At 68.4% G+C, this 20,610-nt stretch carries 16 protein-coding genes; 6 read left to right on the forward strand and 10 right to left on the reverse strand.

Annotated features, from left to right (window positions below):
- Complete coding sequence (locus tag J2848_RS17005) at positions 1-777, reverse strand: AraC family transcriptional regulator (RefSeq protein WP_149232297.1); 777 nt, start codon at positions 775-777, stop codon at positions 1-3.
- Between the two features lie 154 nt (positions 778-931).
- Here J2848_RS17005 and J2848_RS17010 point away from each other — a divergent pair, with 154 nt between their 5' ends.
- A complete protein-coding gene (locus J2848_RS17010) occupies positions 932-2,140 on the forward strand; it encodes an MFS transporter (protein WP_149232296.1) in 1,209 nt (402 codons plus the stop codon).
- A 49-nt stretch (positions 2,141-2,189) separates the two neighbouring features.
- Here J2848_RS17010 and J2848_RS17015 read toward each other — a convergent pair whose 3' ends face one another.
- Complete coding sequence (locus J2848_RS17015; RefSeq protein ID WP_149232295.1) at positions 2,190-3,065, reverse strand: aldo/keto reductase family oxidoreductase; 876 nt, start codon at positions 3,063-3,065, stop codon at positions 2,190-2,192.
- A 92-nt stretch (positions 3,066-3,157) separates the two neighbouring features.
- On the opposite strand from J2848_RS17015, the gene J2848_RS17020 reads away from it, so the two are divergent.
- Positions 3,158-4,066, forward strand: a complete 909-nt coding sequence (locus tag J2848_RS17020; protein ID WP_149232294.1) for a LysR family transcriptional regulator — start codon at positions 3,158-3,160, stop codon at positions 4,064-4,066.
- Between the two features lie 4 nt (positions 4,067-4,070).
- Here the strand turns inward: J2848_RS17020 and J2848_RS17025 are convergent, their stop codons facing one another.
- The 6 genes from J2848_RS17025 to J2848_RS17050 form a co-directional block, all read right to left on the reverse strand.
- A complete protein-coding gene (locus J2848_RS17025; RefSeq protein ID WP_170307084.1) occupies positions 4,071-5,738 on the reverse strand; it encodes an ATP-binding protein in 1,668 nt (555 codons plus the stop codon).
- 9 nt (positions 5,739-5,747) lie between these two features.
- Complete coding sequence (locus J2848_RS17030) at positions 5,748-7,241, reverse strand: ATPase domain-containing protein (RefSeq protein ID WP_246193947.1); 1,494 nt, start codon at positions 7,239-7,241, stop codon at positions 5,748-5,750.
- Between the two features lie 92 nt (positions 7,242-7,333).
- Positions 7,334-9,940 carry a hybrid sensor histidine kinase/response regulator gene (locus J2848_RS17035; RefSeq protein WP_149232291.1) on the reverse strand — a complete coding sequence of 869 codons (2,607 nt, stop codon included), beginning with the start codon at positions 9,938-9,940 and terminating at the stop codon, positions 7,334-7,336.
- A gap of 150 nt (positions 9,941-10,090) precedes the next feature.
- Positions 10,091-10,465, reverse strand: coding sequence for a response regulator transcription factor (locus tag J2848_RS17040; RefSeq protein WP_149232290.1), 375 nt, complete (start codon positions 10,463-10,465; stop codon positions 10,091-10,093).
- Between the two features lie 162 nt (positions 10,466-10,627).
- Positions 10,628-11,275 (reverse strand): response regulator transcription factor, encoded by a 648-nt coding sequence (locus J2848_RS17045; RefSeq protein WP_149232289.1) that lies wholly within the window; start codon positions 11,273-11,275, stop codon positions 10,628-10,630.
- Between the two features lie 5 nt (positions 11,276-11,280).
- Entirely contained in the window at positions 11,281-12,978 is a 1,698-nt protein-coding gene (locus tag J2848_RS17050; protein ID WP_149232288.1) for a sensor histidine kinase, read from the reverse strand.
- Between the two features lie 215 nt (positions 12,979-13,193).
- Here J2848_RS17050 and J2848_RS17055 point away from each other — a divergent pair, with 215 nt between their 5' ends.
- Positions 13,194-14,564: an FAD-containing oxidoreductase gene (locus tag J2848_RS17055; protein WP_149232287.1), complete on the forward strand. Its 1,371-nt coding sequence runs from the start codon at positions 13,194-13,196 to the stop codon at positions 14,562-14,564.
- 29 nt (positions 14,565-14,593) lie between these two features.
- On the opposite strand, the gene J2848_RS17060 is transcribed toward J2848_RS17055, so the two are convergent.
- Complete coding sequence (locus tag J2848_RS17060; RefSeq protein ID WP_149232286.1) at positions 14,594-15,520, reverse strand: LysR family transcriptional regulator; 927 nt, start codon at positions 15,518-15,520, stop codon at positions 14,594-14,596.
- Between the two features lie 92 nt (positions 15,521-15,612).
- Here J2848_RS17060 and J2848_RS17065 point away from each other — a divergent pair, with 92 nt between their 5' ends.
- Both J2848_RS17065 and J2848_RS17070 read left to right on the forward strand, forming a co-directional pair.
- Complete coding sequence (locus tag J2848_RS17065) at positions 15,613-16,629, forward strand: NADP-dependent oxidoreductase (protein WP_211103176.1); 1,017 nt, start codon at positions 15,613-15,615, stop codon at positions 16,627-16,629.
- Positions 16,630-16,749: 120 nt separating this feature from the next.
- Positions 16,750-17,190 carry a GNAT family N-acetyltransferase gene (locus tag J2848_RS17070; RefSeq protein WP_149232284.1) on the forward strand — a complete coding sequence of 147 codons (441 nt, stop codon included), beginning with the start codon at positions 16,750-16,752 and terminating at the stop codon, positions 17,188-17,190.
- A gap of 64 nt (positions 17,191-17,254) precedes the next feature.
- Here J2848_RS17070 and J2848_RS17075 read toward each other — a convergent pair whose 3' ends face one another.
- Entirely contained in the window at positions 17,255-19,198 is a 1,944-nt protein-coding gene (locus J2848_RS17075; RefSeq protein WP_246193946.1) for a methyl-accepting chemotaxis protein, read from the reverse strand.
- 665 nt (positions 19,199-19,863) lie between these two features.
- Between J2848_RS17075 and J2848_RS17080 the strand changes: the two genes are divergently transcribed.
- Positions 19,864-20,553, forward strand: coding sequence for an MOSC domain-containing protein (locus J2848_RS17080; protein ID WP_149232282.1), 690 nt, complete (start codon positions 19,864-19,866; stop codon positions 20,551-20,553).
- The last annotated feature ends 57 nt before the right edge of the window (positions 20,554-20,610 follow it).

Here is a 20,610-nt window from a genome sequence, read left to right on the forward strand (position 1 = left end):
TCAATCCGCCCCTTTCAGATAGGCGCGCGGCGAGGAGCCCAGCACCCGCTTGAACATCGCGGTGAAGGCGGCAGGGTTGTCATAGCCGAGGTCGAGGGCGACCGCGGTGACGGCTTCCCCCGCCACCAGCCGCGGCAGGACGGCGGCGAGGCAGGCCTGCTGGCGCCATTCCAGGAAGCTCAGCCCGGTTTCCCGGCGGAACAGCCGGGTGAAGGCGCGCCGGCTGACGCCCAGTTCGTCGCACCATTGCTCGATCGTCTCATGCACGGCCGGCCGCCGAAGAAAGCGCCGGCAGCGTTCGGCCAGCGCCGGGCTCGACGGGAACGGTACGGTCAGCGGCTGGGCCGGCAGGTGCAGCATCTCGTAGCGGATCAGCGCCATCACCGCCCCGTCATGGCTGTCCGGGTCGTAGTCGGCCGGAACATCGACGGCACGGGCGATCAGGCTGCGGATGAAGGGCGACAGCCCGACGACCTGACAGCGGTCCGGCATGCCGCCGGTCAGGTCCGGGTCCAGATAGAGGCTTTGGGTGGTGACCGCCCCGATCATGCGGACCTCGTGCAGGATGCCGGGCGGGATCCACAGGCCGAAATCGGGCGGCACCACCCAGCGCCCCTGCGGCGTCGACATGATCAGCACCCCGGTGATGCCGGAAATCAGCTGCCCGCGCCGGTGCCGGTGGAGCGGCAGGGTGCCGCCGTCCGGATAATCATGGGTGGTGGCGAGCAAGGGCCGTTGGACCTCATCGATCTCGTCAACCCGGACATTCCTGACCATGGCCCGAACTCGTAGAAAACTGGCCTGACCGCGGTGGCGGGCCTTCTCTTCCGACCGTAGGCTTACGGTGCAGTCAACGCAACAATGCCGGGCCAACCGCACCGCCGATCAACGGTGCGGACGCCCGAGGCGGAGAGAAGAAGGGCATGCCCCCGTGACCGACACCACCCTGAGCCGGCCCGGCGCCGGCCCCAGTACCGGCTCTACGGCCTTTTCCATCCTGGCCGCGATCAGCGCCTGCCACCTGCTCAACGACATGATCCAGTCGCTGCTGCCGGCAGTCTATCCGATCCTGAAGGACGAGTTCGGCCTCAGCTTCGCCCAGCTCGGCCTGCTGACCTTCGTCTACCAGTTGACGGCATCGCTTCTCCAACCGCTGGTCGGCCTGTTCACCGACCGCAGGCCGATGCCCTATTCGCTGGTCTTCGGCATGGGCTCCACCCTGCTCGGGCTGCTCACCCTGGCCTGGGCTCCGGGTTTCCCGGCGCTGCTGGCCGGCGGGATGCTGCTTGGTTTCGGTTCGTCCGTCTTCCATCCGGAAGCGTCGCGCATCGCCCGGCAGGCGTCGGGCGGCGCCCATGGGCTGGCCCAGTCGCTGTTCCAGGTCGGCGGCAATCTCGGCTCCGCACTCGGCCCGCTGCTGGCCGCCTTCATCATCCTGCCCCACGGCCAGGGCAGCCTCAGCTGGTTCGCCGCCGCCGCGCTGGCCGGCATGGTGGTGATGGTGCGGCTGGGAAGCTGGCAGCGGCAGAATGCCAAGCCCCGCAAGGCCGGTGGCCGGGCGGCGACGCAGCACGCCCACCTGTCCAGCCGGCAGGTCGGCCGGGCCGTCGCCATCCTGATCGCGCTGATCGTGTCGAAATACGTCTATCTGGCCAGCATCACCAGCTACTACATCTTCTACCTGATCGACCGCTTCGGGCTGTCCACCGGCGATGCCCAGCTCTGCCTGTTCGTCTTCCTGGCGGCGGTCGCGGCGGGGACGGTGATCGGCGGCCCGGTGGGCGACCGCATCGGCCGCAAGACGGTGATCTGGGTCTCGATCCTCGGCATCCTGCCCTTCACGCTGGCCCTGCCCTATGTCGGGCTGACGGCGACGGTGGTTCTCAGCGCCGTGATTGGGCTGGCCCTGGCATCGGCCTTCCCCGCCATCGTGGTCTATGCCCAGGAGTTGCTGCCCGGCCGGGTCGGCATGGTGTCGGGCCTGTTCTTCGGGCTGGCTTTCGGCGTCGCCGGCATCGGTGCGGCTGGCCTGGGCGTCGTGGCGGACTGGAAGGGTATCGGCTTCGTCTACACCGCCTGCTCCTTCCTGCCGCTGCTGGGCCTGCTGACCGTCTTCCTGCCGAATGTGGAGCGCCGGTAACAAACGCCGAGACAAGGGGAGCATTCCCGCTCCCCTTCCCCACCAGCGGTCATGCCGCTTTGCCCAGGCCGTCCAGCGCGGCCAGGGCATCGGCGGGCAGGACCAGCTCCGCCGCCGCCAGATTCTCCTGGAGATGCTTGACCGAGGAGGTCCCCGGGATCAGCAGGACGTTGGGCGACCGCTTCAGCAGCCAGGCGAGCGCCACCTGCATCTGCGTCGCCCCGAGCCGCCGGGCGACATCGGACAGCAGGCCGGACTGGATCGGCGAGAAGCCGCCGAGCGGGAAGAAGGGCACATAGGCGATCCCCCTGGCGGCGAGATCGTCGATCAGCGCGTCGTCCGCCCGATGCACCAGATTGTAGTGGTTCTGCACGCAGACGATGTCGCAGATGCGCCGCCCCTCCTCCACCTGCCGCGCCGTGGCGTTGCTGAGCCCGATATGGCGGATCAGCCCCTGCTGCTGAAGCTCGGCAAGCACGCTCAGTTCGCGTTCGACCGGGCCTTCCGCCGGAGCATGGCCATGGTCGCCCCACAACCGCATATTGACGATTTCGAGCATTTCGAGGCCGAGATTGCGCAGATTGTCGTGCACGGCCTGCCGCAGTTCTTCCGGCGAGGATGCCTGAAGCCAGGATGCATCCACACCACGCCGGGCACCGACCTTGGTCACGATCAGCAGATCGTCCGGATAGGGCGCCAGCGCCTCGCGGATCAGCTGGTTGGTGACATGCGGACCGTAGAAGTCGCTGGTGTCGATGTGGTTCACGCCGGCCTCCACGGCATGGCGCAGCACGGCGATGGCGGCGTCGCGGTCCTTCGGCGGGCCGAACACGCCGGGGCCGGCAAGCTGCATGGCGCCATAGCCGAGTCGGCGGACGGCCTTGCCGCCGAGGGTGAAGCTGCCGGAATTTGCAATGTTGGACATGATGACCTCCGTGATGGTGTCGCCAATCTAGGCGTCCTCCGGCTGATCGATTAGTCTGCACAATCAGAACGGCCCGTGCGGATTTCCGAACAATGCAGCATGACCTGGGAGACCTGAACGCCTTCGTCGCGGTGGCCCGCGCCCGTGGTTTCCGCGAGGCGGCGAAGGGCAGCAACGTCAGCGCCTCCTCCCTCAGCGAAGCGGTGCGGCGGCTGGAGGCGCAGTTCGGCGTCCGGCTGTTCAACCGGACTACCCGCAGCGTGGTGCCGACAGAGGCGGGCGAACGCCTGCTGGCCCGGCTGGAGCCCGCCCTGCGCGAGGTGGACGCCGCACTCGACGTGGTGAACGGCTTCCGCGACCGGATGGCCGGCACCCTCCGCCTCAATGTGCCGGTCAGCGTGGCGCGGCTGGTGCTGCCGTCGATCCTGCCGGCCTTCCATGCCGCCTATCCCGAGATCCGGGTGGAGGTGATGGGCGAGGACAGCTTCGTCGACGTGCTTGCCGCCGGATGCGACGCCGGCATCCGCTACGACGAGCGGCTGGAACAGGACATGATCGCGGTCCCCGTCGGTCCCCGCCGCCAGCGCTTCGCGGCCGCAGCCTCCCCCGCCTACCTCGACGCGCGGGGACGGCCGGAGCATCCGCGCGACCTGATGGGCCACCGCTGCGTGCGCGGCCGCTTCGCCAGCGGCGCCATGCCGCTTTGGGAGTTCGAGCGCGATGGGGAGTCGATCACGCTCGACCCCACCGGACCGCTGGTGGTGGGGCCGGGCGGCATCATGGACCTCGCCATCGATGCCGCCGTATCGGGCGTCGGGGTCGTTTACCTGTTCGAAGAATGGCTGCGCCCGCATCTGGACAGCGGCGCGCTGGAACCGGTTCTCGAATCCTGGTGGCCGTCCTTTTCCGGCCCGTTCCTCTATTACCCCGGACGGCGTCTGGTGCCGACCCCGCTCCGGGCCTTCCTGGATTTCATCAGGACCAGTCCCGTCGCCCGATAGGCATTCACTCTGGTCGCTTGGCCGGCAGCATGTCCGCCAGCCGGTCGGCGATCTGGTGCGGCGAGAAGGGCTTGCGCAGCAGGCGCACGGCCTCGCCCAAATCCGGCGTGTCGGCATAGCCGGTGACGATCAGCGCCGGAATCCCCGGACGCAAGTTGCGGACGTTGCGCACCACCTCCGCCCCGTTCATGCCGGGCATGGCGAAGTCGGTGACCAGGGCGTCGACCTCCGCACCGTCCCGCAGCAGGTCCAGGGCGCTCTCGCCGCTCTCCGCCTCGATGACCCGGTGCCCCAGGCTTTCCAGCAGCGCCATCGTCCCCATCCGCACGATGGCGTCGTCCTCCACCAGCAGGATGGTTCGGCCATGGCCGCGCTCGACCTCGGCGGCCGTCCGCTCCGCTCGGTCGGCCACGGCCGCGACGCTCGGCAGATAGAGGGTGATCACGGTCCCGCCGCCGGGGGTGCTGTCGATGCGGACACCGCCGCCGGACTGGGTCGCCATGCCCTGGACCATCGACAGCCCCAGCCCCGATCCCTTGTCGAGCGGCTTGGTGGTGAAGAAGGGTTCGAAGACGTGCGGCAGCACCGCCGGGTCGATGCCGGTGCCGGTGTCCGCAACCCGGACCGCCACATAGGTCCCCGCCTTCAACTCCACCGGTCCGGCCATGGTCCCATTCATTTCGCCGCCCATTTCGCCGCCCACGTCTCCATCGCCGATCTCGGCGACGAAGGCGGTCAGGGACAGCCGCCCGCCGGCCGGCATGGCGTCGCGGGCATTGATCGCAAGGTTCAGGATGGCGGATTCGAGCTGCGCCCGGTCGATCAGCGCCGCCGGAAGTCCGGGCGGCACCTCGATGGTGACGCTGATCTGGCCGCCCAGGGAGCGTTCCAGAAGGGAACTCATCCCGGCCAACAGCTCTCCCAGGTCGGTGGGCTCCGGGATCAGCGTCTGGCGCCGCGCGAAGGACAGCAGCGACTGGGTCAGCCGCGCACCGCGCTCGATGGAGCGGTTGGCCGCCTCGAACAGTTCGCGCGGAATGCCGTCGGGCACCGTGGGGGCCAGCACGGCAAGACAGCTGACGATGCCCTGGAGCAGGTTGTTGAAGTCATGCGCCACGCCGCCGGTCAGCTGCCCCAGCGCCTCCATCTTCTGCGCCTGATGCAGCTGGTCCTCCGCCCGGCGGCGGTCCGCCATCTCGGCCTGAAGGGCCTGTGTCCGCTCCGCCACCCGTTCCTCCAGCAGGCTGGAAGCCCGGGTGATCTCCTCCAGATGGCTGCGGGTCCGGTACTGACGCTCCCGGCTGCGCAGGGCGGCCTGGGCCACGCTTTGCAATCCCTCGCGGTGCAACGGACGGTCCAGCAGCGTCACGTTGCCGAGCGACTGGAAGAAGGCCAGCCTGCCCCGCCCGGCCTGCCGGCTGCGCCGCGAGGTCAGGATCACGATGGGCAGGTCCGACCAGCGCGGCTGCGCCTCCAGCCATGCAACCAGCGGCCCGACATCGGTCAACGCCCCTTCGGAGAGCACCAGCGCGGTGGTCCCGTCGCCAAGCTCCCGGCAAAGTCCGGCCATGTCGGCGCAGGGCCGCGCCGCCAGCCCAATCTCCGCCAGCACCGAAGCGATCACCTCGGCATCCCGCCCCTCGGGCGCCAGGACAAGGATGGGCCCGCGCATCGGCATCGCTCACCCGGTCTCGGACGAACCATTGAGCAAGGGATCGGCCGAACCCCGATATTCCGGTACGCCGGTCAGCACGCCGCGGAAGTCCATCAGCTGCGGCCCGACCTGCATGCCATTCGGGAACAGCCGGAACTCGCGGATCGACAGCTCATGGACGCCGGTGCGCTTCTTGACCACGGAGATCGCCTTGCGCACTTCGCCGCCGGTCTCGAAGAAGCGCAACAGCACCACGGTGTCGCTCATGAAGGACAGATCGACCGGGTTCTGCACGTCGCTGATGACCCCCTGCTGGGCCAGGATCAGGATGGTCACCACGCCCTTGTTGTTCAGGTAGGTCAGCAGCTCGTGCATCTGGAGCGAGAGCGCCTGCTCCTCCGGCATGGTGCTGAGGTAGGAGTTCAGGCTGTCGATCACCACGATGCCGGCCTTGCGGTCCTCGACCTCGCGGCGCACCTGCCAGACGAACTGTCCCGGCGACAGGCGGGACGGGTTGGCGCGGTGCCAGCCGACGCGCTCGCGATGCACCGCCTCCTCGATGTCGATCCCAAGCGCGAGGCTGCGCAGCCCCAGCGTCTTGAAGGTCTCGTCGAAGGAGAAATAGGCGGCATGCTCGCCGCGCTCGACCGCGGCGGTGACATATTGCAGGGCGAGCGACGATTTGCCGACGCCCGACGGCCCGACCAGCATGGTCGTGGTCCCCTGCGTCAGGCCGCCGCCCATCAGCTCGTCCAGCGCCGGCAGGCCGCTTTCCATGGTGCGCGGCTCGAAGTCGCTCTTATGTTCCTCGGCGATCAGGCTGGGGAAGACCAGGACGTCGGTCTTCGTGATGGCAAAGTCGTGCCAGCCGCTTTGATACTCAGCCCCCCGCATCTTGGCGATGCGCAGCCGCCGCCGCGCCGCGCCATAGGTGCGCTCGATCTGCTCCAGCACGATCACGCTGTGCGCCAGGCTGTGCAGGTCGGTGTCGCCGTTCTGATGGGTCAGGTCGTCGAGGACCAGGCTGGTGCAGCGGCGGCCCTGCAAATACTGCTTCAGCGCCAGGATCTGCCGGCGGTAGCCGAGCTGGTCCTGGGCGAGCAGCCGCAGTTCCGACACCGTGTCGATCACCAGCACTTCGGGATTTTCCCGCTCGATCCGGTCGATGATCAGACGCACGGTCTCGCCAAGCTCCACCTCCGACGGGTAGAGCACGCTCTGCTGGCGATCCAGCTGCGCTTCGATGGGCACGATGTCGAACACCGGAAGGCCGTCGAGCGACCAGCCATGGCTGGCGGCGGTCGCCTCCAGTTCCTTCGCGTTCTCCGACAGGGTGATGTACAGCCCCTTCCTGCCGTCGTTGCGTGCCTGGATCAGAAGCTGCAAGGCGATGGTCGTCTTGCCCGTGCCGGGCGCACCCTCCAGCAGATGGATTCGACCGCGCGGCAGCCCACCGCGCAAAATCAGATCGAATTCGGGAATTCCGGTCTGCACTTTCTCGATCGGGATCGGCTTCGGCACCAACGGCTCCTTAAGGTCCATGTCCTCAGACAAACACGGCACAACGGAAATGTTCCGTCAGGACCGGGGCATGGCCGCAAAACGGACATGGATCACATTGCGACCGGGAGACGCGGATCCCCATCCGCCGCCGCCAGATGGCGGCTGAGCGCCGCAGCGAGGCTGCGGGGGGTGACCGGCTTGTGCAGCAGGTCGAAGCCGTGGGCGAGGGCATCGTTCTGCGGCTCGGTGCCGATCTCCCCGGTGACGATCAGGCCGGGGATCTCCGCATCATGCATTTCCCGGATGCGAAGGATCGCCTCCGTCCCGATGCGCCTGTCCCGCAGGCGGTAGTCGACGACGAGGATGTCCGGCCGGCGTCCGTCCCCTTCCAGGCTCTCCACCGCAAGGTCGGTGGACTCGGCGGCGATCACGTCGAACCTCCAGGCGCGCAGCAGGCTCTCCATTCCCGCCAGCACGATGGGGTCGTCGTCCACCACCACCGCCAGCCGCTGCTCCTTCCGCTCCGGCGATGCCGGCGCCATCTCCACCGGCGCCGCTTCCCCGGATTGGGGAGCCGGGTCGCAAGCCCCCGCCGCCAGCGGCACCGCGATGCTGAACAGCGAGCCCTGGCCGGGCTGCGAGCGGATCGTGACGGGATGGTCCAGCAGGTCTGACAGGCGGCGGACGATCGCCAGCCCGAGGCCGAGCCCCTGGTTGCGGTCGCGCTCGGGATTGTCGACCTGATAAAGCTCCTCGAAAACCCGGTCGATCTGGTCGGCCGGGATGCCGCAGCCGGTATCGCGGACCATGATCAGCAGACGGCCACCCTCCACGCTGCATTCCACCGAAACCTCGCCCCGGTCGGTGTAGCGGATGGCGTTCTCCACCAGATTGCGCAGCATGCGGCCGAGCAGGACCCGGTCGCTGCGGATCGCGGTATGGCAGGGCATGACCCGCCATCCCAGGCCCTTTTCATGGGCCAGCGGGGCGTAGGCGTCATTCAGGCTCCGCAGCAGGTCCGACGCGCGGAACTCCTCCAGTTGCGGTGCCACGATGCCGGCATCGAGGCGGGAGATGTCGAGCAGACCGTCCAGCAGCCCTTTGAGGATTTCGAGCCCATGCTGAAGCCGGCTGAGCGCGTCGAGACCGGGCCCTTCACTGAGATGCGGGCGGAGCACCTCGGCGAACAGCAGGATCGACTGCATCGGCTGGCGCAGATCATGGCTGGCGGCGGCGAGGAAACGGCTCTTGGACCGGCCGGCCTCCTCCGCGGCGTCGCGGGCGCGGTGGATGTCGTGGATGTCGACGGCACCGCCGAACCACGCGATGATCCGGCCGCCCTGATGGATCGGGTGGGTGCGGCTGAGATGCCATCGGTAGGCGCCGTCGGCCCGGCGCAGGCGCAGTTCATAGCTGTGCGGCTGGCCGGCGGGGATGGCCGACCGCCGGACCGCCTGAATCCGCTCGACATCCTCCGGATGCAGATCCTCCATCCGGTTCTCCTCGTTCGTCATGCGGCCGGTGTAGGCGCGGAAGGCGGCATTGACATATTCCAAGGTGCCGTCGGGCCGGTTCACCCACATCATGTGCGGGGCGTTCTCCACCAGCGCGCGGGTCCGTTCCTCGCTGGCCCGGAATGCGGCGGATGCCTCCTCGTTGGCCCGCATCTGCCGGTCGAGATCCTCGACCAGCCCGTCGAACGCCAGCCCGAGGCGGCTCATCTCCGGCCCGTCCACCGCGCCGACGTGGACGGAATGGTCGCCGGCACGCCAGCGCTCGGTCGCCGCGATCAGGGCGGCGACCGGCTGATAGAGGTGCCGCCTGGCGATCAGGAATGCCGCCAGCAGGCCGAGCAGCAGCGTCGCGGCGATCCACACCAGCGACCGCTCCAGCGCGTCGTCCACGGCGTTCATCGCCGCGTCACGATCGATGCCGACGGCCACGAAGATGTGCCGGACCCCGGCCGACAGGGGAACATAGGCGAACACCCGCTCAACCCCGTCGATTCCCGTCAGCTGGGCGGTACCCACCGCGCCGGCGTCGAGCAGAGGGCGGAAACGCGGCGGCAGTGCGGTGCCGACCGCCCCCGGGATTGCGGGGGCATGGGCCAGCACGACGCCGTTGCTGTCGGCCACCATCAGCGCGGCATTGTCGGGCAGCGGGTGTTCGGAGAGATAGCGTTCGAGCCAGCCGAGATCGATCAGCGCCGTGACCACGCCGATCATCCGGCCGTCGGCACCGTCGCGGCGGATCGGCAGGCCGAAGGGCATCGCGGGCTTGCCGTCGTGCCGCTGCCGGATGAACTCGCCGACGGTGAAGCCGCCGCTTTCCAGGGCGGCGCGCACATGCACCCGGTCGGCGATGGTCCGTCCGCGCAGGGCCGGATTGGTGGAGCAAAGGACGACTCCGTCCGCATCCGCGAGGTTGACCGCGAGATAATCCGGGATTCGCGTGGCCGTGCGCGTCAGCAGCACCTGGCAGCCCGTCGCATCCAGGGTCTGCGCCGAGGTCGTTTCCGCCAGCAGTTCCAGCATCTGCCGCACGCCTTCGACCAGCCGCTGCTGCTCGCCGCCCAGCAGGCTGAGCAGTTGCCGCGCATGGTCGTGGATTTCCTCCGATCGCTGGCGGCGCAGGTCGATCTGGTTCCAGACCTCCAGCGCGCAGACCGGCACCAGAGCCAGCGAAACGAGCAGCAGCAGGCGGGTCAGGAAGCTCATGGCGCCTCCATTCCGAGTCCGGCCCGGATCCTGCTTTCGGCCCCGATCCGGTCAATGGCTCCGCGGGATGTGACCGTCATGCCCCATCTCCCATCCGGTCCTGTCTTATACATAACCGTTTGGAAGGGCTGATTGCTGCCGCTATCCGGGTTACCCCGCCGCGATGGCGCTGTTCAGGGAGGTAATCAGGACATGGGCGTCGACGGGCTTGCCCAACACGTCGCGGGCACCGCCGCCCAGCGCGCGCCGCCGCGTGCCGTCATCGGCATAGGAGGTCATGAACAGGATCGGCGGGTGCCCGCCCCCCTCGGCATTCAGCCGTTCCTGCAACTCCAGCCCGGACAGGCCGGGCATGCGCACGTCCAGGATGATGCAGGCGATCCCCGTCCGGTCGGTCAGCGCCAGGAAATCCTCGGCGGAGACGAAGGAGCGGCAGCGGAAACCGACGGATCGCAGCAAATCGTCCAGCGCCTCGCGGATCGCCTCGTCGTCATCGACTACCGCTATCAGGGGTGCGTTGGACACGTCGTACTGCCTTGACCGAACAGGGGACCGAATGGAGCGCCATTCGCGGACGCCACGCGCATCCTATCCGGACGGGGCAGGCGGGAGATACCACACCTAGGTCTAGAGGAGGGACTTATATAAGACAGAACTGATCCCGCACCCCTACACCTCTCCCGGCCGTCACTCCTGCTGGCCGAGCACCTCAACCTTGCGGACGAGGTCGGCGACGGAGCGCACCTGCATCTTCCGCATCACCTTGCCGCGGTGGAGCTTCACCGTCACCTCGCTGATGCCGAGATCGCCGGCGATCTGCTTGTTCAGCCGGCCCTTGACCACCTCGGCCATCACCTCGCGCTCCCGCGGGGTCAGCGTCGCCGCCAAGGTCTCCACCGTCATCGTGGCGGCCCGCTGGTTCCGCCGGGAGCGGTCGCGAGCGATGGCGGCCCCGACCGCGTCCAGCATGTCCTGGTCGCGGAAGGGCTTGATCAGGAAGTCGGTCGCCCCCGCCTTCATCGCGCGGACGGACATCGGCACGTCGGCGAAGCCGGTCATGAAGACGATGGGCAGCGCGATGCCCAGGCTGTCCAGCCTGGTCTGGAACTCCAGCCCGCCCAGGCCGGGAAGCCGCACGTCGAGGATCAGGCAGCCCAGCCGGTCGGGAAGGGCCGCCGCCAGCAGCTCCGCCGTGCTGCCAAAGGCGCGGGCTTCGATGCCGACCGAGTGCAGAAGGTCGACCACCGCCTCCCGCATGCCGGCATCGTCGTCGACGATCAGGACCAGCGGGTCGTTTTTGACAGGTTCCGGCGACGGAGCGGCTTTGTGGGGCATGGCGGTCAGTCCTCTCGTGCCGCGGCCAGCGGGAAGGCCGGTGGTTCGATGAATGGCGGTTGGGGGGATGGCGGGAGCGCCGCCGGGATGGTGAACTCGAACACCGCCCCGCCGTCCGGATGGTTGCGGGCGGTCAGCGTTCCGCCGCAGGATTCGATGGTGGACCGGCAGATGGCGAGCCCCATGCCCATGCCGTCCGGCCGGGTGGTGAAGAAGGGATCGAACAGGCGGGCGCTGCTGGTCTCGTCGATGCCCGGGCCGCGGTCGCGCACGGCGACCGTCACCTGCGACCCGCTTTCCTGGCCGCTTTCCAGGCTGTCCCCCAGCCTGTCCACGGTGACGCTCAATTCACGCCGGCGGCTGCCCGCCTCCACCCCCGCCTCCACCCCCATTTCCACCATGGCGTGCAGGCCGTTGGTGACGAGGTTGATCAGCACCTGCTGCAAGCCGACCCGGCTGCCCCGCACCGGCGGAGCATCGGGAGCGAAACCGGTGACCAGAACGGCCCCGGCAGCCGACAGTTCACGCTCCAGCAGCAGCGCCACCTCGTCCACCAGCTGGCGCAGGTCGATGGTCTCGTCGCAGCGGGTGTCCTTGACCAGCATGCCGCGCGTCCGCTGTATGATTTCGGCCGCCCGCTGCCCGTCGCGGACGATGCGGTCGGCCGCCTTGGCGGCGGTGCCGATGTCCGGCTGGTCGCGGCGCAGCCAACGCAGGCAGGCCTGCGCGTTGAGCACGATGGCCCCCAGCGGCTGGTTCAGCTCATGCGCGATGGAGGCGGATAGCGCGCCCAGCGTGGCGGCGCGCGCGGCGCGGGCGAGTTCGGCCTGCGCGGCCAGCAGCGCCTCCTGCGTGCGTTCGCGCTGGGTGATGTCGACGACGCCGACCACCACCTGATCGAAGCCAACGCCGTCGTCGGGAAAACTGATGCCCAGCAGCACCGTCAGGGTGCGCCCGTCCGCCGTGATCAGCTGCGCCCGCCCTTCGAAGCGGTCGCGCCCTTCCCAAAGCGCCAGCAGGACCTGCAGCATCGCCGGATCGCCGGCGGGCAGGAAGCGGTCGAGCGACCCCAGCACCGCCGGCCGGCCAACGGCCCCCAGCATCTCGACGGTGGCGTCGTTGACGTTGGTGGTGACGATCAGCGCGCCGATGTCCCGCGCCCAGCCGGGATCGGACTGCGCGTGGGCGGCGAGGTCCGTCACCCCGCTTGCCCGCAGCGCGTCGAGCGCCGCCTTCACCGCGGTGAAGTCCTGCTCCCACAGGGAAATGCGCGCCTGTTCGAACATGCAGCGGTAGCGCTTTTCGCTGCGCGCCAGCGCGGCATTGGCCCGCAGCAGCAGCGCCCGCGAATCATGGTCCCGCACCAGCAGCGCGCCGGTGATCAGGATGGCCGCCAGCGACACGCCGCAGCGCAGGACCGCCGACAGGTCCATGTCCTGCCAGTGCGACAGGAAGAAGGACAGCACCGCCAGCAGCGCGCAGCCGGCGGCCACCCGCAGGATCCCCCGCCGCGACAGCATTGTGGCGGCCAGCAGCAGGACCAGGACATAGAGGACGGCGATGGCGCTTTCGATGTCGGTGAAGGTGTCGACGATGAACACCGCGAAGGCCAGCGGGATCGACAGCAGGCCGAGACGGTGCTCGACCGGCCGACCGGTTGCCTGCGAACCGCCCCACACTGCGTCGCCCATTGCACCGCCCATACGCCAGTCTCCAACCCTGCGGTGTGCCGTTCCGGTTCCGGCAGCTTGCATGCGGGCGCCGTCCAAGTCTTGAACGATCTGGTCACGACTTGAACGATCCCGTTTGGTTGCAGCAAGTCATACCTTGGTTTGCTTGAGGGAGCTGCGGGACCGGCGCTACCATATCCGCCCCACCGATTTCCCCTGACGAACGCAACCGGCCGCAGGAGCCTGCCATGCTCGACGCCATCATCATCGGAGCCGGCCAGGCCGGGCCGCCGCTCGCCGAGCGCCTTGCCGCCGCGGGGATGAGCGTGGCGGTGATCGAGCGCAAGCTGTTCGGCGGCACCTGCGTCAACACCGGCTGCACCCCGACCAAGACGCTGATCGCCAGCGCCCGCGTCGCCCGGATGGCCCGGCGCGCCGCCGAATACGGTGTCATGCTGGACGGCCCGGTGCGCATCGACATGGCCCGGGTCAAGGCGCGCAAGGACGAGGTTTCCGGCCGCTCGCGCCGGAATGTCGAACGCTGGCTGCGCGGCATGCCCAACTGCCGGGTGTTGCAGGGCCATGCCCGCCTCGAATCGCCGAATAGCGTGCGCGTCGGCGACGAGCTGCTGACGGCGGAGCGCATCTTCCTCAACGTCGGCGCCCGCGCCACGATTCCGGACATGCCCGGCGTGCGCGACGTCGACGTCCTGACCAGCGGCACCATCCTCGACCTCGACCATGTGCCGCGGCATCTGGTGGTGGTCGGCGGCAGCTACATCGGCCTGGAATTCGCCCAGATGTACCGCCGCTTCGGTGCCGAGGTGACGGTGGTGGAGAAGGGCGAGCGGCTGATCGGCCGCGAGGACCCCGACGTGTCCGACGCGATCCGGGAACTGCTGGAGAAGGAGGGGGTGACCGTCCGCCTGTCGGCCGACTGCATCCGCTTCGCCCCCCATGCCGACGGCGTCGAGGTCGGGGTGAACTGCGCGTCCGGCAGCCCGTCCGTGGTGGGGAGCCATGTGCTGCTGGCGGTCGGCCGCACGCCGAACACCGACGACCTCAGCCTCGACCGCGCCGGCGTGGTGAGGGATTCCCGTGGCTTCATCACGGTGGACGACAAGCTGCGCACCAATGTGCCTGGCATCTGGGCGATGGGCGACTGCAACGGGCGCGGCGCCTTCACCCACACCGCCTACAATGACTTCGAGATCGTCGCCGCCAACCTGCTGGACGGCGACCCGCGCAGCGTCGACGACCGCATCCAGGCCTATGCGCTCTACACCGATCCACCGCTGGCGCGCGTCGGCATGACCGACGAGGCGGTCCGCCGCTCCGGCCGGCGGGCGCTGGTCGGCCAGCGGCCGATGACCCGCGTCGGCCGTGCGGTGGAAAAGGGGGAGGCACAGGGCTTCATGCGGATCGTCGTCGATGCCGACAGCCGGGAGATCCTCGGGGCCGCCATCCTCGGCCCCGGCGGCGACGAGGCGATCCACGGCGTGCTCGACATGATGTATGCCAAGGCGCCCTACCCCACCCTGCAACGCGCCGTCCACATCCACCCGACCGTCGCCGAACTGCTTCCGACCCTGCTGGGTGAACTGAAGCCGCTGGAGTGAAGCGGGGGCCGGGGGGTCGCCCTGACGCGTCAGCCCGTTGCCGCCATCCGCTCCTGAAACACCTCCTGCAAGAAGGCCAGGAAAGCGCGCACCGCCGGGTTGGTGCGGCGGCTTGCCGGCCAGAGCGCCGTGATGTTGTGCCGCTCGACGGCGAAGTCCGACAGCACCGGAACCAGTTCGCCGCGCGCCACATAGGGGGCGGTGATGAAGGTGGCGGCGATGCCGATGCCGCCGCCGGCCGCCAGCGTCGCCACCAGCGCGTCGCTGACATCGACGACGATGCCCGAAGGCGGCACGACCTCCACCAGCCGGTCGCCGATCCGGAAGGGCCAGCGCAACGTCTGCCCCGTGCTTTGATAGCGCAGGCTGACGGTGTCGTGCCCTTCCAAGTCGTTCGGGTGGGCTGGCGCCCCGCGGGCCGCCAGATAGGCCGGTGCGGCGAAGCAGCAGAAGCGATGCGGCGCCAGCCGGCGCGACAGCAGTCTTGAATCAGCAAGCTCGCCGATCCGCACCGCGACGTCGATTCCTTCCTCGATCAGGTCGACCATCCGGTCGCTCAGGCGCAGATCGACCGTCACCTTGGGGTGGAGCCGCCGGAACGCCGGCAGTGCCGGGGCGATGACATGGACGCCGATCGGCAGCGATGCCGCGACCCGCAGCATGCCGGACGGCTCCGACCGGGCCGCCATCGCCGTCTGCTCGATCTCCTCGGCATCGCGCAGCAGCCTCAACGCCCGCTCATGCAACTCGTGCCCCTCCGCCGTCAGCGTCAGGGAACGCGTCGTGCGGGTGAACAGCGATACCCCCAGCCGCTGCTCCAGCCGCTGCACGCTCTTGCTGACGGCCGAGGGCGAAACCGACAGCGAATGGGCGGCGGCGGTGAAGCTGCCCAGCGATCCGGCCCGTGCAAAGGCGAGCAGTCCGGTCAGCCGCTCCAGGGCGATTTGTTCCTTCATGGCATCAGTAAAGTGATATCGGCGCCAATTATCAATGGGCAACCGCCGGCCATATGCTCGTCCGATCCCGATGCCTTGCAATGGAGACCATGATGACCAAGACGATGAAAGCGGTCCGGCTGCATGCCTTCGGCGGTCCGGAGGTTCTGGTTTACGAGGACGCGCCGAAGCCCGAACCGAAGCCGGGCGAGGTGCTGATCCGCGTCCACGCGGTCGGCGTCAACCCACCCGACTGGTACCTGCGCGACGGCTACCGCATGCTTCCGCCCGAATGGCAGCCGCAGGTCTCCTTCCCCGTGATCGTCGGAACCGACGTGTCCGGCGTGGTCGAGGCCGTCGCCGATGATGTGCGGACCTTCGCGGCCGGCGACGAGGTCTATGCAATGATCCGCTTTCCCACCGGCCTCGCCGGGGACAGCCGGGCCTATGCGCAGTATGTCACCGCACCGGTGACGGATGTCGGGCGCAAACCGGCCGGGATCGACCATCTGCATGCCGCCGCGGCCCCGATGTCGCTGCTGACCGCCTGGCAGTTCCTGATCGATCTGGGTCACGGCGAACCGAATCCGCTTCAGCCGCACCAGCACCGGCCGGTGCCGCTCGACGGCAAGACGGTGCTGGTCAACGGCGCCGCCGGCGGGGTCGGACATCTCGCCCTGCAACTCGCGAAATGGCGGGGCGCGCGCGTCATCGCCGTGGCCTCCGGCCGGCACGAGGCGCTTCTGCGCGGCTTCGGCGCCGACGAGGTCATCGATTACGCCAGGACCAGGGCCGAGGATGTCGTGCGCGGGGTCGATCTCGTCGTCGACGCGGTCGGCGGCCCATCCTCCGCCCGTTTCCTGGCCACGCTGAAGCGTGGCGGCGCCCTGTTCCCCATCTTCCCGCTCGGTCTCGACGCCGCCGCCGAGGCGGAACAGCTGGGCGTCACGATCTCTGCGACGCAGGTCCGCTCCAACGGCGCGCAGCTGACGGAGATCGCAAGCCTCCTGGACGACGGCACCATCCGCATCGCCATCGACAGCGTCTTCCCGCTCGCCGACGCCCGGCAGGCGCACGAGCGCGCCGCCACGGGCCATCTTCAGGGCAAGATCGTGCTCACCGCCGGCTGAGCCGGTGCTCCCGCCACGCATTGCAGGCCGGCGGTGATCGGATGCGGCGACCGCAACACGGCCATAACGCCTTCTGGTACCATGAAAACCATGGAGAAGCCGGGACCGGAAGGAAGAAGCGTGCAGCCGGACATCATCGGGATTTCGGAAGGGGAAACGGAGTTGGCCGTGCCGGCCCTGCAAGTGTTGTGGCCGAAATACGAGGCTGCGGAGATGACCCGCATCATCGACACGGTGCTGCGGCCGAACGGCTACCGCCTCGCCGGCATCGTTCCAGAACCGGGCGGCCCGGCGGCCTGCGTCCTGGGTTTCCGCCTGCAATATTCACTTTGGCTGGGGAAGTCCTTCTACATCGTCGACATGGCGACGCTGCCGGAATACCGTGGCCGCGGCTATGCCTCCGTCATTCTCGACTGGGCGAAGGCGGAGGCCGAAAGGCTGGACTGCAAGGCGCTGCATCTCGATTCCGCCGTCGGCCCGGAGCGCAGCAGCGCCCATCGCGTCTATATGGGCAAGCGTTACCAGATCGGCTGCCACCACTTCGTGCACAAGCTGGAATAGCGGCATCCGGAGACCGCAAGACCCGGCCGCCTCCGGACCCCCCTGCATCCAGCCTGGAGCCCGGTCACGCCGCCCGGATGCTGGTGAGGAAGCTCTCCAGATTCGTCCGCAGCGTTTCCGACTGGTGCGACAGTTCGCCCGCAGCACTCAGAACCTGGGCCGCCGCGGCGCCGGTCTGCCCCGTCGCCTCCATCACCTGCTGGATGTTGCGGGCGACCTCCTGCGTCCCGGTTGCCGCTTCGGTCACGCTGCGCGTGATCTCGGCGGTCGCCGCGTTCTGCTCCTCGACCGCCGAGGCGATGGCCGCGGTGATCTCGTTCATCTGGCGGATCATGTCGGAATTCATCCGGATCGCCTCGACCACCCCGCCGGTGGCGGTCTGAATGGCCGCGATCTGACCGGTGATCTCGTCGGTGGCCCGGGCGGTCTGTTCGGCCAGGCTCTTCACCTCGGCGGCGACGACGGCGAAGCCCTTGCCATGCTCGCCGGCGCGGGCGGCCTCGATGGTGGCGTTCAGGGCCAGCAGGTTGGTCTGCCCGGCGATGGTCGAGATCAGGGCAACGACATCGCTGATCTTCCTGGCGGTCAGGGCCAGCCCCTGCACGGTGTCGTCGGTATGCGCGGCCTGGGCGACCGCGTCGTTGGCGATGGTGGAGGACCGGGTGACCTGCCGGGCGATCTCCTGCAACGACGCCACCATTTCCTCGGCCGCGGTGGCGACGGTCTGCACATTGGCGGAGGTCTGTTCCGCCGCACCGGCCGAGGCGGTCGACTGGCGGCTGGTCTGCTCCGCGGTGGCGTTCATCAGGTGCGCGGTGCTGTCCAGTTCGGTGGAGGCCGAGGATACCGTGCGCAGGATACCGGCAACGGTGTCCTCGAACTCGACCACCAGCCGGTCGACCGTCGCCGACCGGGCCTCCTTGCGCTCCTGCTCGGCCCGCTGCTCCGCCTCCAGCCGCCGGGCCGTCAGGGCGTTCTCCTTGAAGACCGTCACGGCGGCGGCCATGGCGCCGATCTCGTCCTTCTGACCGGCGCCGGGAATGGCGATGTCCAGCTTGCCGGCGGCGAGTTCCCGCATGGTGCCGGTCATGGCGGTCACCGGCCGGGTGATGGCGCGGCTGATCAGGATGGCGCAGAACAGCCCGGCCAGAAGCCCGCCGGCCGACAGCAGCAGGACCAGAACTTCCGTGCCGGAGATGTCCGCCAGGGTGGATTGCCGGATCCGGCCCGTTTCCGCCAGGGCGCTCCGGCTGATCGCGTTGGCCTCCTCGGTGACGGCGGCGCCGGCCTGGGCCATCCCGCCGTTGATCAGCCCGTTGATGGTGTGGCTGAGTTCCTTCGCCCGCAGGAAGCCGGCCTGATAGCGCGATACCGTAGCCTGGAGGTTGGTGACCGTCGCCGCATAGGGACGGTCGCCGGAGGTCGCGGCCAACTGCTGGAGGCTCCGTGCGAGCGCGGTGAAGGCCTCCTCCGCCTTCCTGGCGGACTCGTCGTCATGACGGGCCAGCATCTTGTTGGCGGACAGCCGGCCGACCATCAGAGCCTCCATGCTTTCCCAGGCATGGGTGACCGAAACGGCATCGCCGACGGCCACGGCCTCGCCACGGATACGCTCCAGCTCGACGCGGGCGTGCAGTCCCAGCGGATCCAGCGTGTCGGACACCAGCCCCATCAGTTCCTGCTGCATCGGCACGACACGCTGAAATCCGTCGACATAAATGCCGAACTGGGTCTTTGCCCGATCGAGCCTGGATTTCAGAGCGGGGTCGCGGGCAAGACCATAGGCCGTCTCGAAGCTGCCGCGCAGCTTCTCCATCGCCTCGCGGGCCACCGCTTCGCGGGCGGGATTGCCGCTCAAGGCGAATTCGCGAACCGCCCCGCGCATGGCCAGCACCTCCATCTCGATGTTGGAAGCGACATCCATGACCGAAACGCCATGTTCATAGACTTCGAACTGATGCGAGATGTTGCCGAAAGACAGATAGCTCCGCCCTGCAAGTCCCACCATGATCAGCAGCACGGCACCGAAGCCGATCGCAATCTTCCGTCCGATCCCGACGTTCGCGAATATCCCACCCGCAGAAGCTGCAACTGTCGACCCGACCATGCCGTCCTCCATCCGCCCAAGTGACCAACGAGCGGAGACGTGTGCACCAAATATGCCACTGGAATACCGACGTATGACTGCCGGAGGGTTTGCAATGGCACGGGCGGGTGGATGATATATTGGGAGGATTCGATGACATTTGAGGGATATCTCCGGCAAGAGAGGCGCCGAAATATTCGGGTTTTACCGCGCCTGGGACCCGGCAAAGTCTCCGCAATGGATGACCAAATACTGTCCGGCAAATCTGCATGTCTGAATGGGCTTCAGGCATGCACCATCCCTGATCTTCACTACCAAAGGGTTTGTTTTCAGTATTTCAGCCTTTGATATATTAGGGTTATTTGTTTAGTGACCGGATATATTTCCGTTTTGACACTGCTTCGTTGCAGATTGCAAGAAACCCGCTCTCCGGCCGGCCGAATTCGCAAGATGAAAATCGCCGCCGTGGTCCGCATTGCTGACCTGCCGCGGCGGCACCTTGGCGGTCGCCGGCCGGAAAGCGATAACCGATCCGGTGCGACAGGCCGCCCCGGCAAGGGAGCGGCGATGAAACCGGAGACTGGCCGATGACAAATCCCACGACGCTGAACGCAATCCTGACCGGCAGGGCGGTCCCGTTCGGCCGGCCGGACACGCTCAGCGCCATCGGCAAGCGTCCGGTCGATGCCGCCGTCGCCATCGGGCCGGCCGGGCTGGAAGGCGACGAGCAGGCCGACCGCCGCAACCATGGCGGGCCGGACAAGGCGATCCACCATTACCCCTTCGACCATTACCCGGCTTGGCGCACCGACCTGCCCGCGCCGGCATCGCTGCTGGACGCGGTCGGCGCCTTCGGCGAGAACATCTCCACCCTCGGCCTGACGGAGGAGACGGTCTGTGTCGGCGACGTCTTCCGCCTCGGCACGGCGACGGTCCAGGTCAGCCAGGGGCGCCAGCCCTGCTGGAAGCTGAACCATCGCTTCGGCGTGGCCGACATGGCGCGGCGGGTGCAATCCACCGGCCGGACCGGCTGGTATTATCGCGTGCTGGAACCGGGCACCGCCGCCGCCGGCGACGGGATCGCCCTGATCGACCGCCCGCTGCCCGACTGGCCGCTGGCCCGCATCCTGCGCGCCTTCTATCACAACACCGGCGACCTCCCGACCCTGGCCGGCATCGCCGGACTGGAGCCGCTCGCCACCGGCTGGCGCACGCTCGCCCGGCGCCGGGTGGAGAGCGGCAGGGTGGAGGACTGGAGCGGCCGCCTCGGCGAATAACCCGCGGGAAAATCGCGCGACCCGTTCGGAAATCCGAACGCCCATGAGCGGGCGCAT

Source organism: Azospirillum lipoferum, assembly GCF_024170005.1.
GTDB classification, from domain to species: Bacteria; Pseudomonadota; Alphaproteobacteria; order Azospirillales; family Azospirillaceae; genus Azospirillum; species Azospirillum lipoferum.

Bases quoted from the DNA above. Each gene is read 5' to 3' on its own strand.
- J2848_RS17050 (WP_149232288.1), bottom strand. From the start codon at position 12,978: ATGGGCGGTGCAATGGGCGACGCAGTGTGGGGCGGTTCGCAGGCAACC.
- J2848_RS17015 (WP_149232295.1), bottom strand. From the start codon at position 3,065: ATGTCCAACATTGCAAATTCCGGCAGCTTCACCCTCGGCGGCAAGGCC.
- J2848_RS17025 (WP_170307084.1), bottom strand. From the start codon at position 5,738: ATGCGCGGGCCCATCCTTGTCCTGGCGCCCGAGGGGCGGGATGCCGAG.
- J2848_RS17060 (WP_149232286.1), bottom strand. From the start codon at position 15,520: ATGAAGGAACAAATCGCCCTGGAGCGGCTGACCGGACTGCTCGCCTTT.
- J2848_RS17065 (WP_211103176.1), top strand. From the start codon at position 15,613: ATGACCAAGACGATGAAAGCGGTCCGGCTGCATGCCTTCGGCGGTCCG.
- J2848_RS17035 (WP_149232291.1), bottom strand. From the start codon at position 9,940: ATGAGCTTCCTGACCCGCCTGCTGCTGCTCGTTTCGCTGGCTCTGGTG.
- J2848_RS17075 (WP_246193946.1), bottom strand. From the start codon at position 19,198: ATGGTGGGACTTGCAGGGCGGAGCTATCTGTCTTTCGGCAACATCTCG.
- J2848_RS17005 (WP_149232297.1), bottom strand. From the start codon at position 777: ATGGTCAGGAATGTCCGGGTTGACGAGATCGATGAGGTCCAACGGCCC.
- J2848_RS17045 (WP_149232289.1), bottom strand. From the start codon at position 11,275: ATGCCCCACAAAGCCGCTCCGTCGCCGGAACCTGTCAAAAACGACCCG.
- J2848_RS17055 (WP_149232287.1), top strand. From the start codon at position 13,194: ATGCTCGACGCCATCATCATCGGAGCCGGCCAGGCCGGGCCGCCGCTC.
- J2848_RS17080 (WP_149232282.1), top strand. From the start codon at position 19,864: ATGACAAATCCCACGACGCTGAACGCAATCCTGACCGGCAGGGCGGTC.
- J2848_RS17020 (WP_149232294.1), top strand. From the start codon at position 3,158: ATGCAGCATGACCTGGGAGACCTGAACGCCTTCGTCGCGGTGGCCCGC.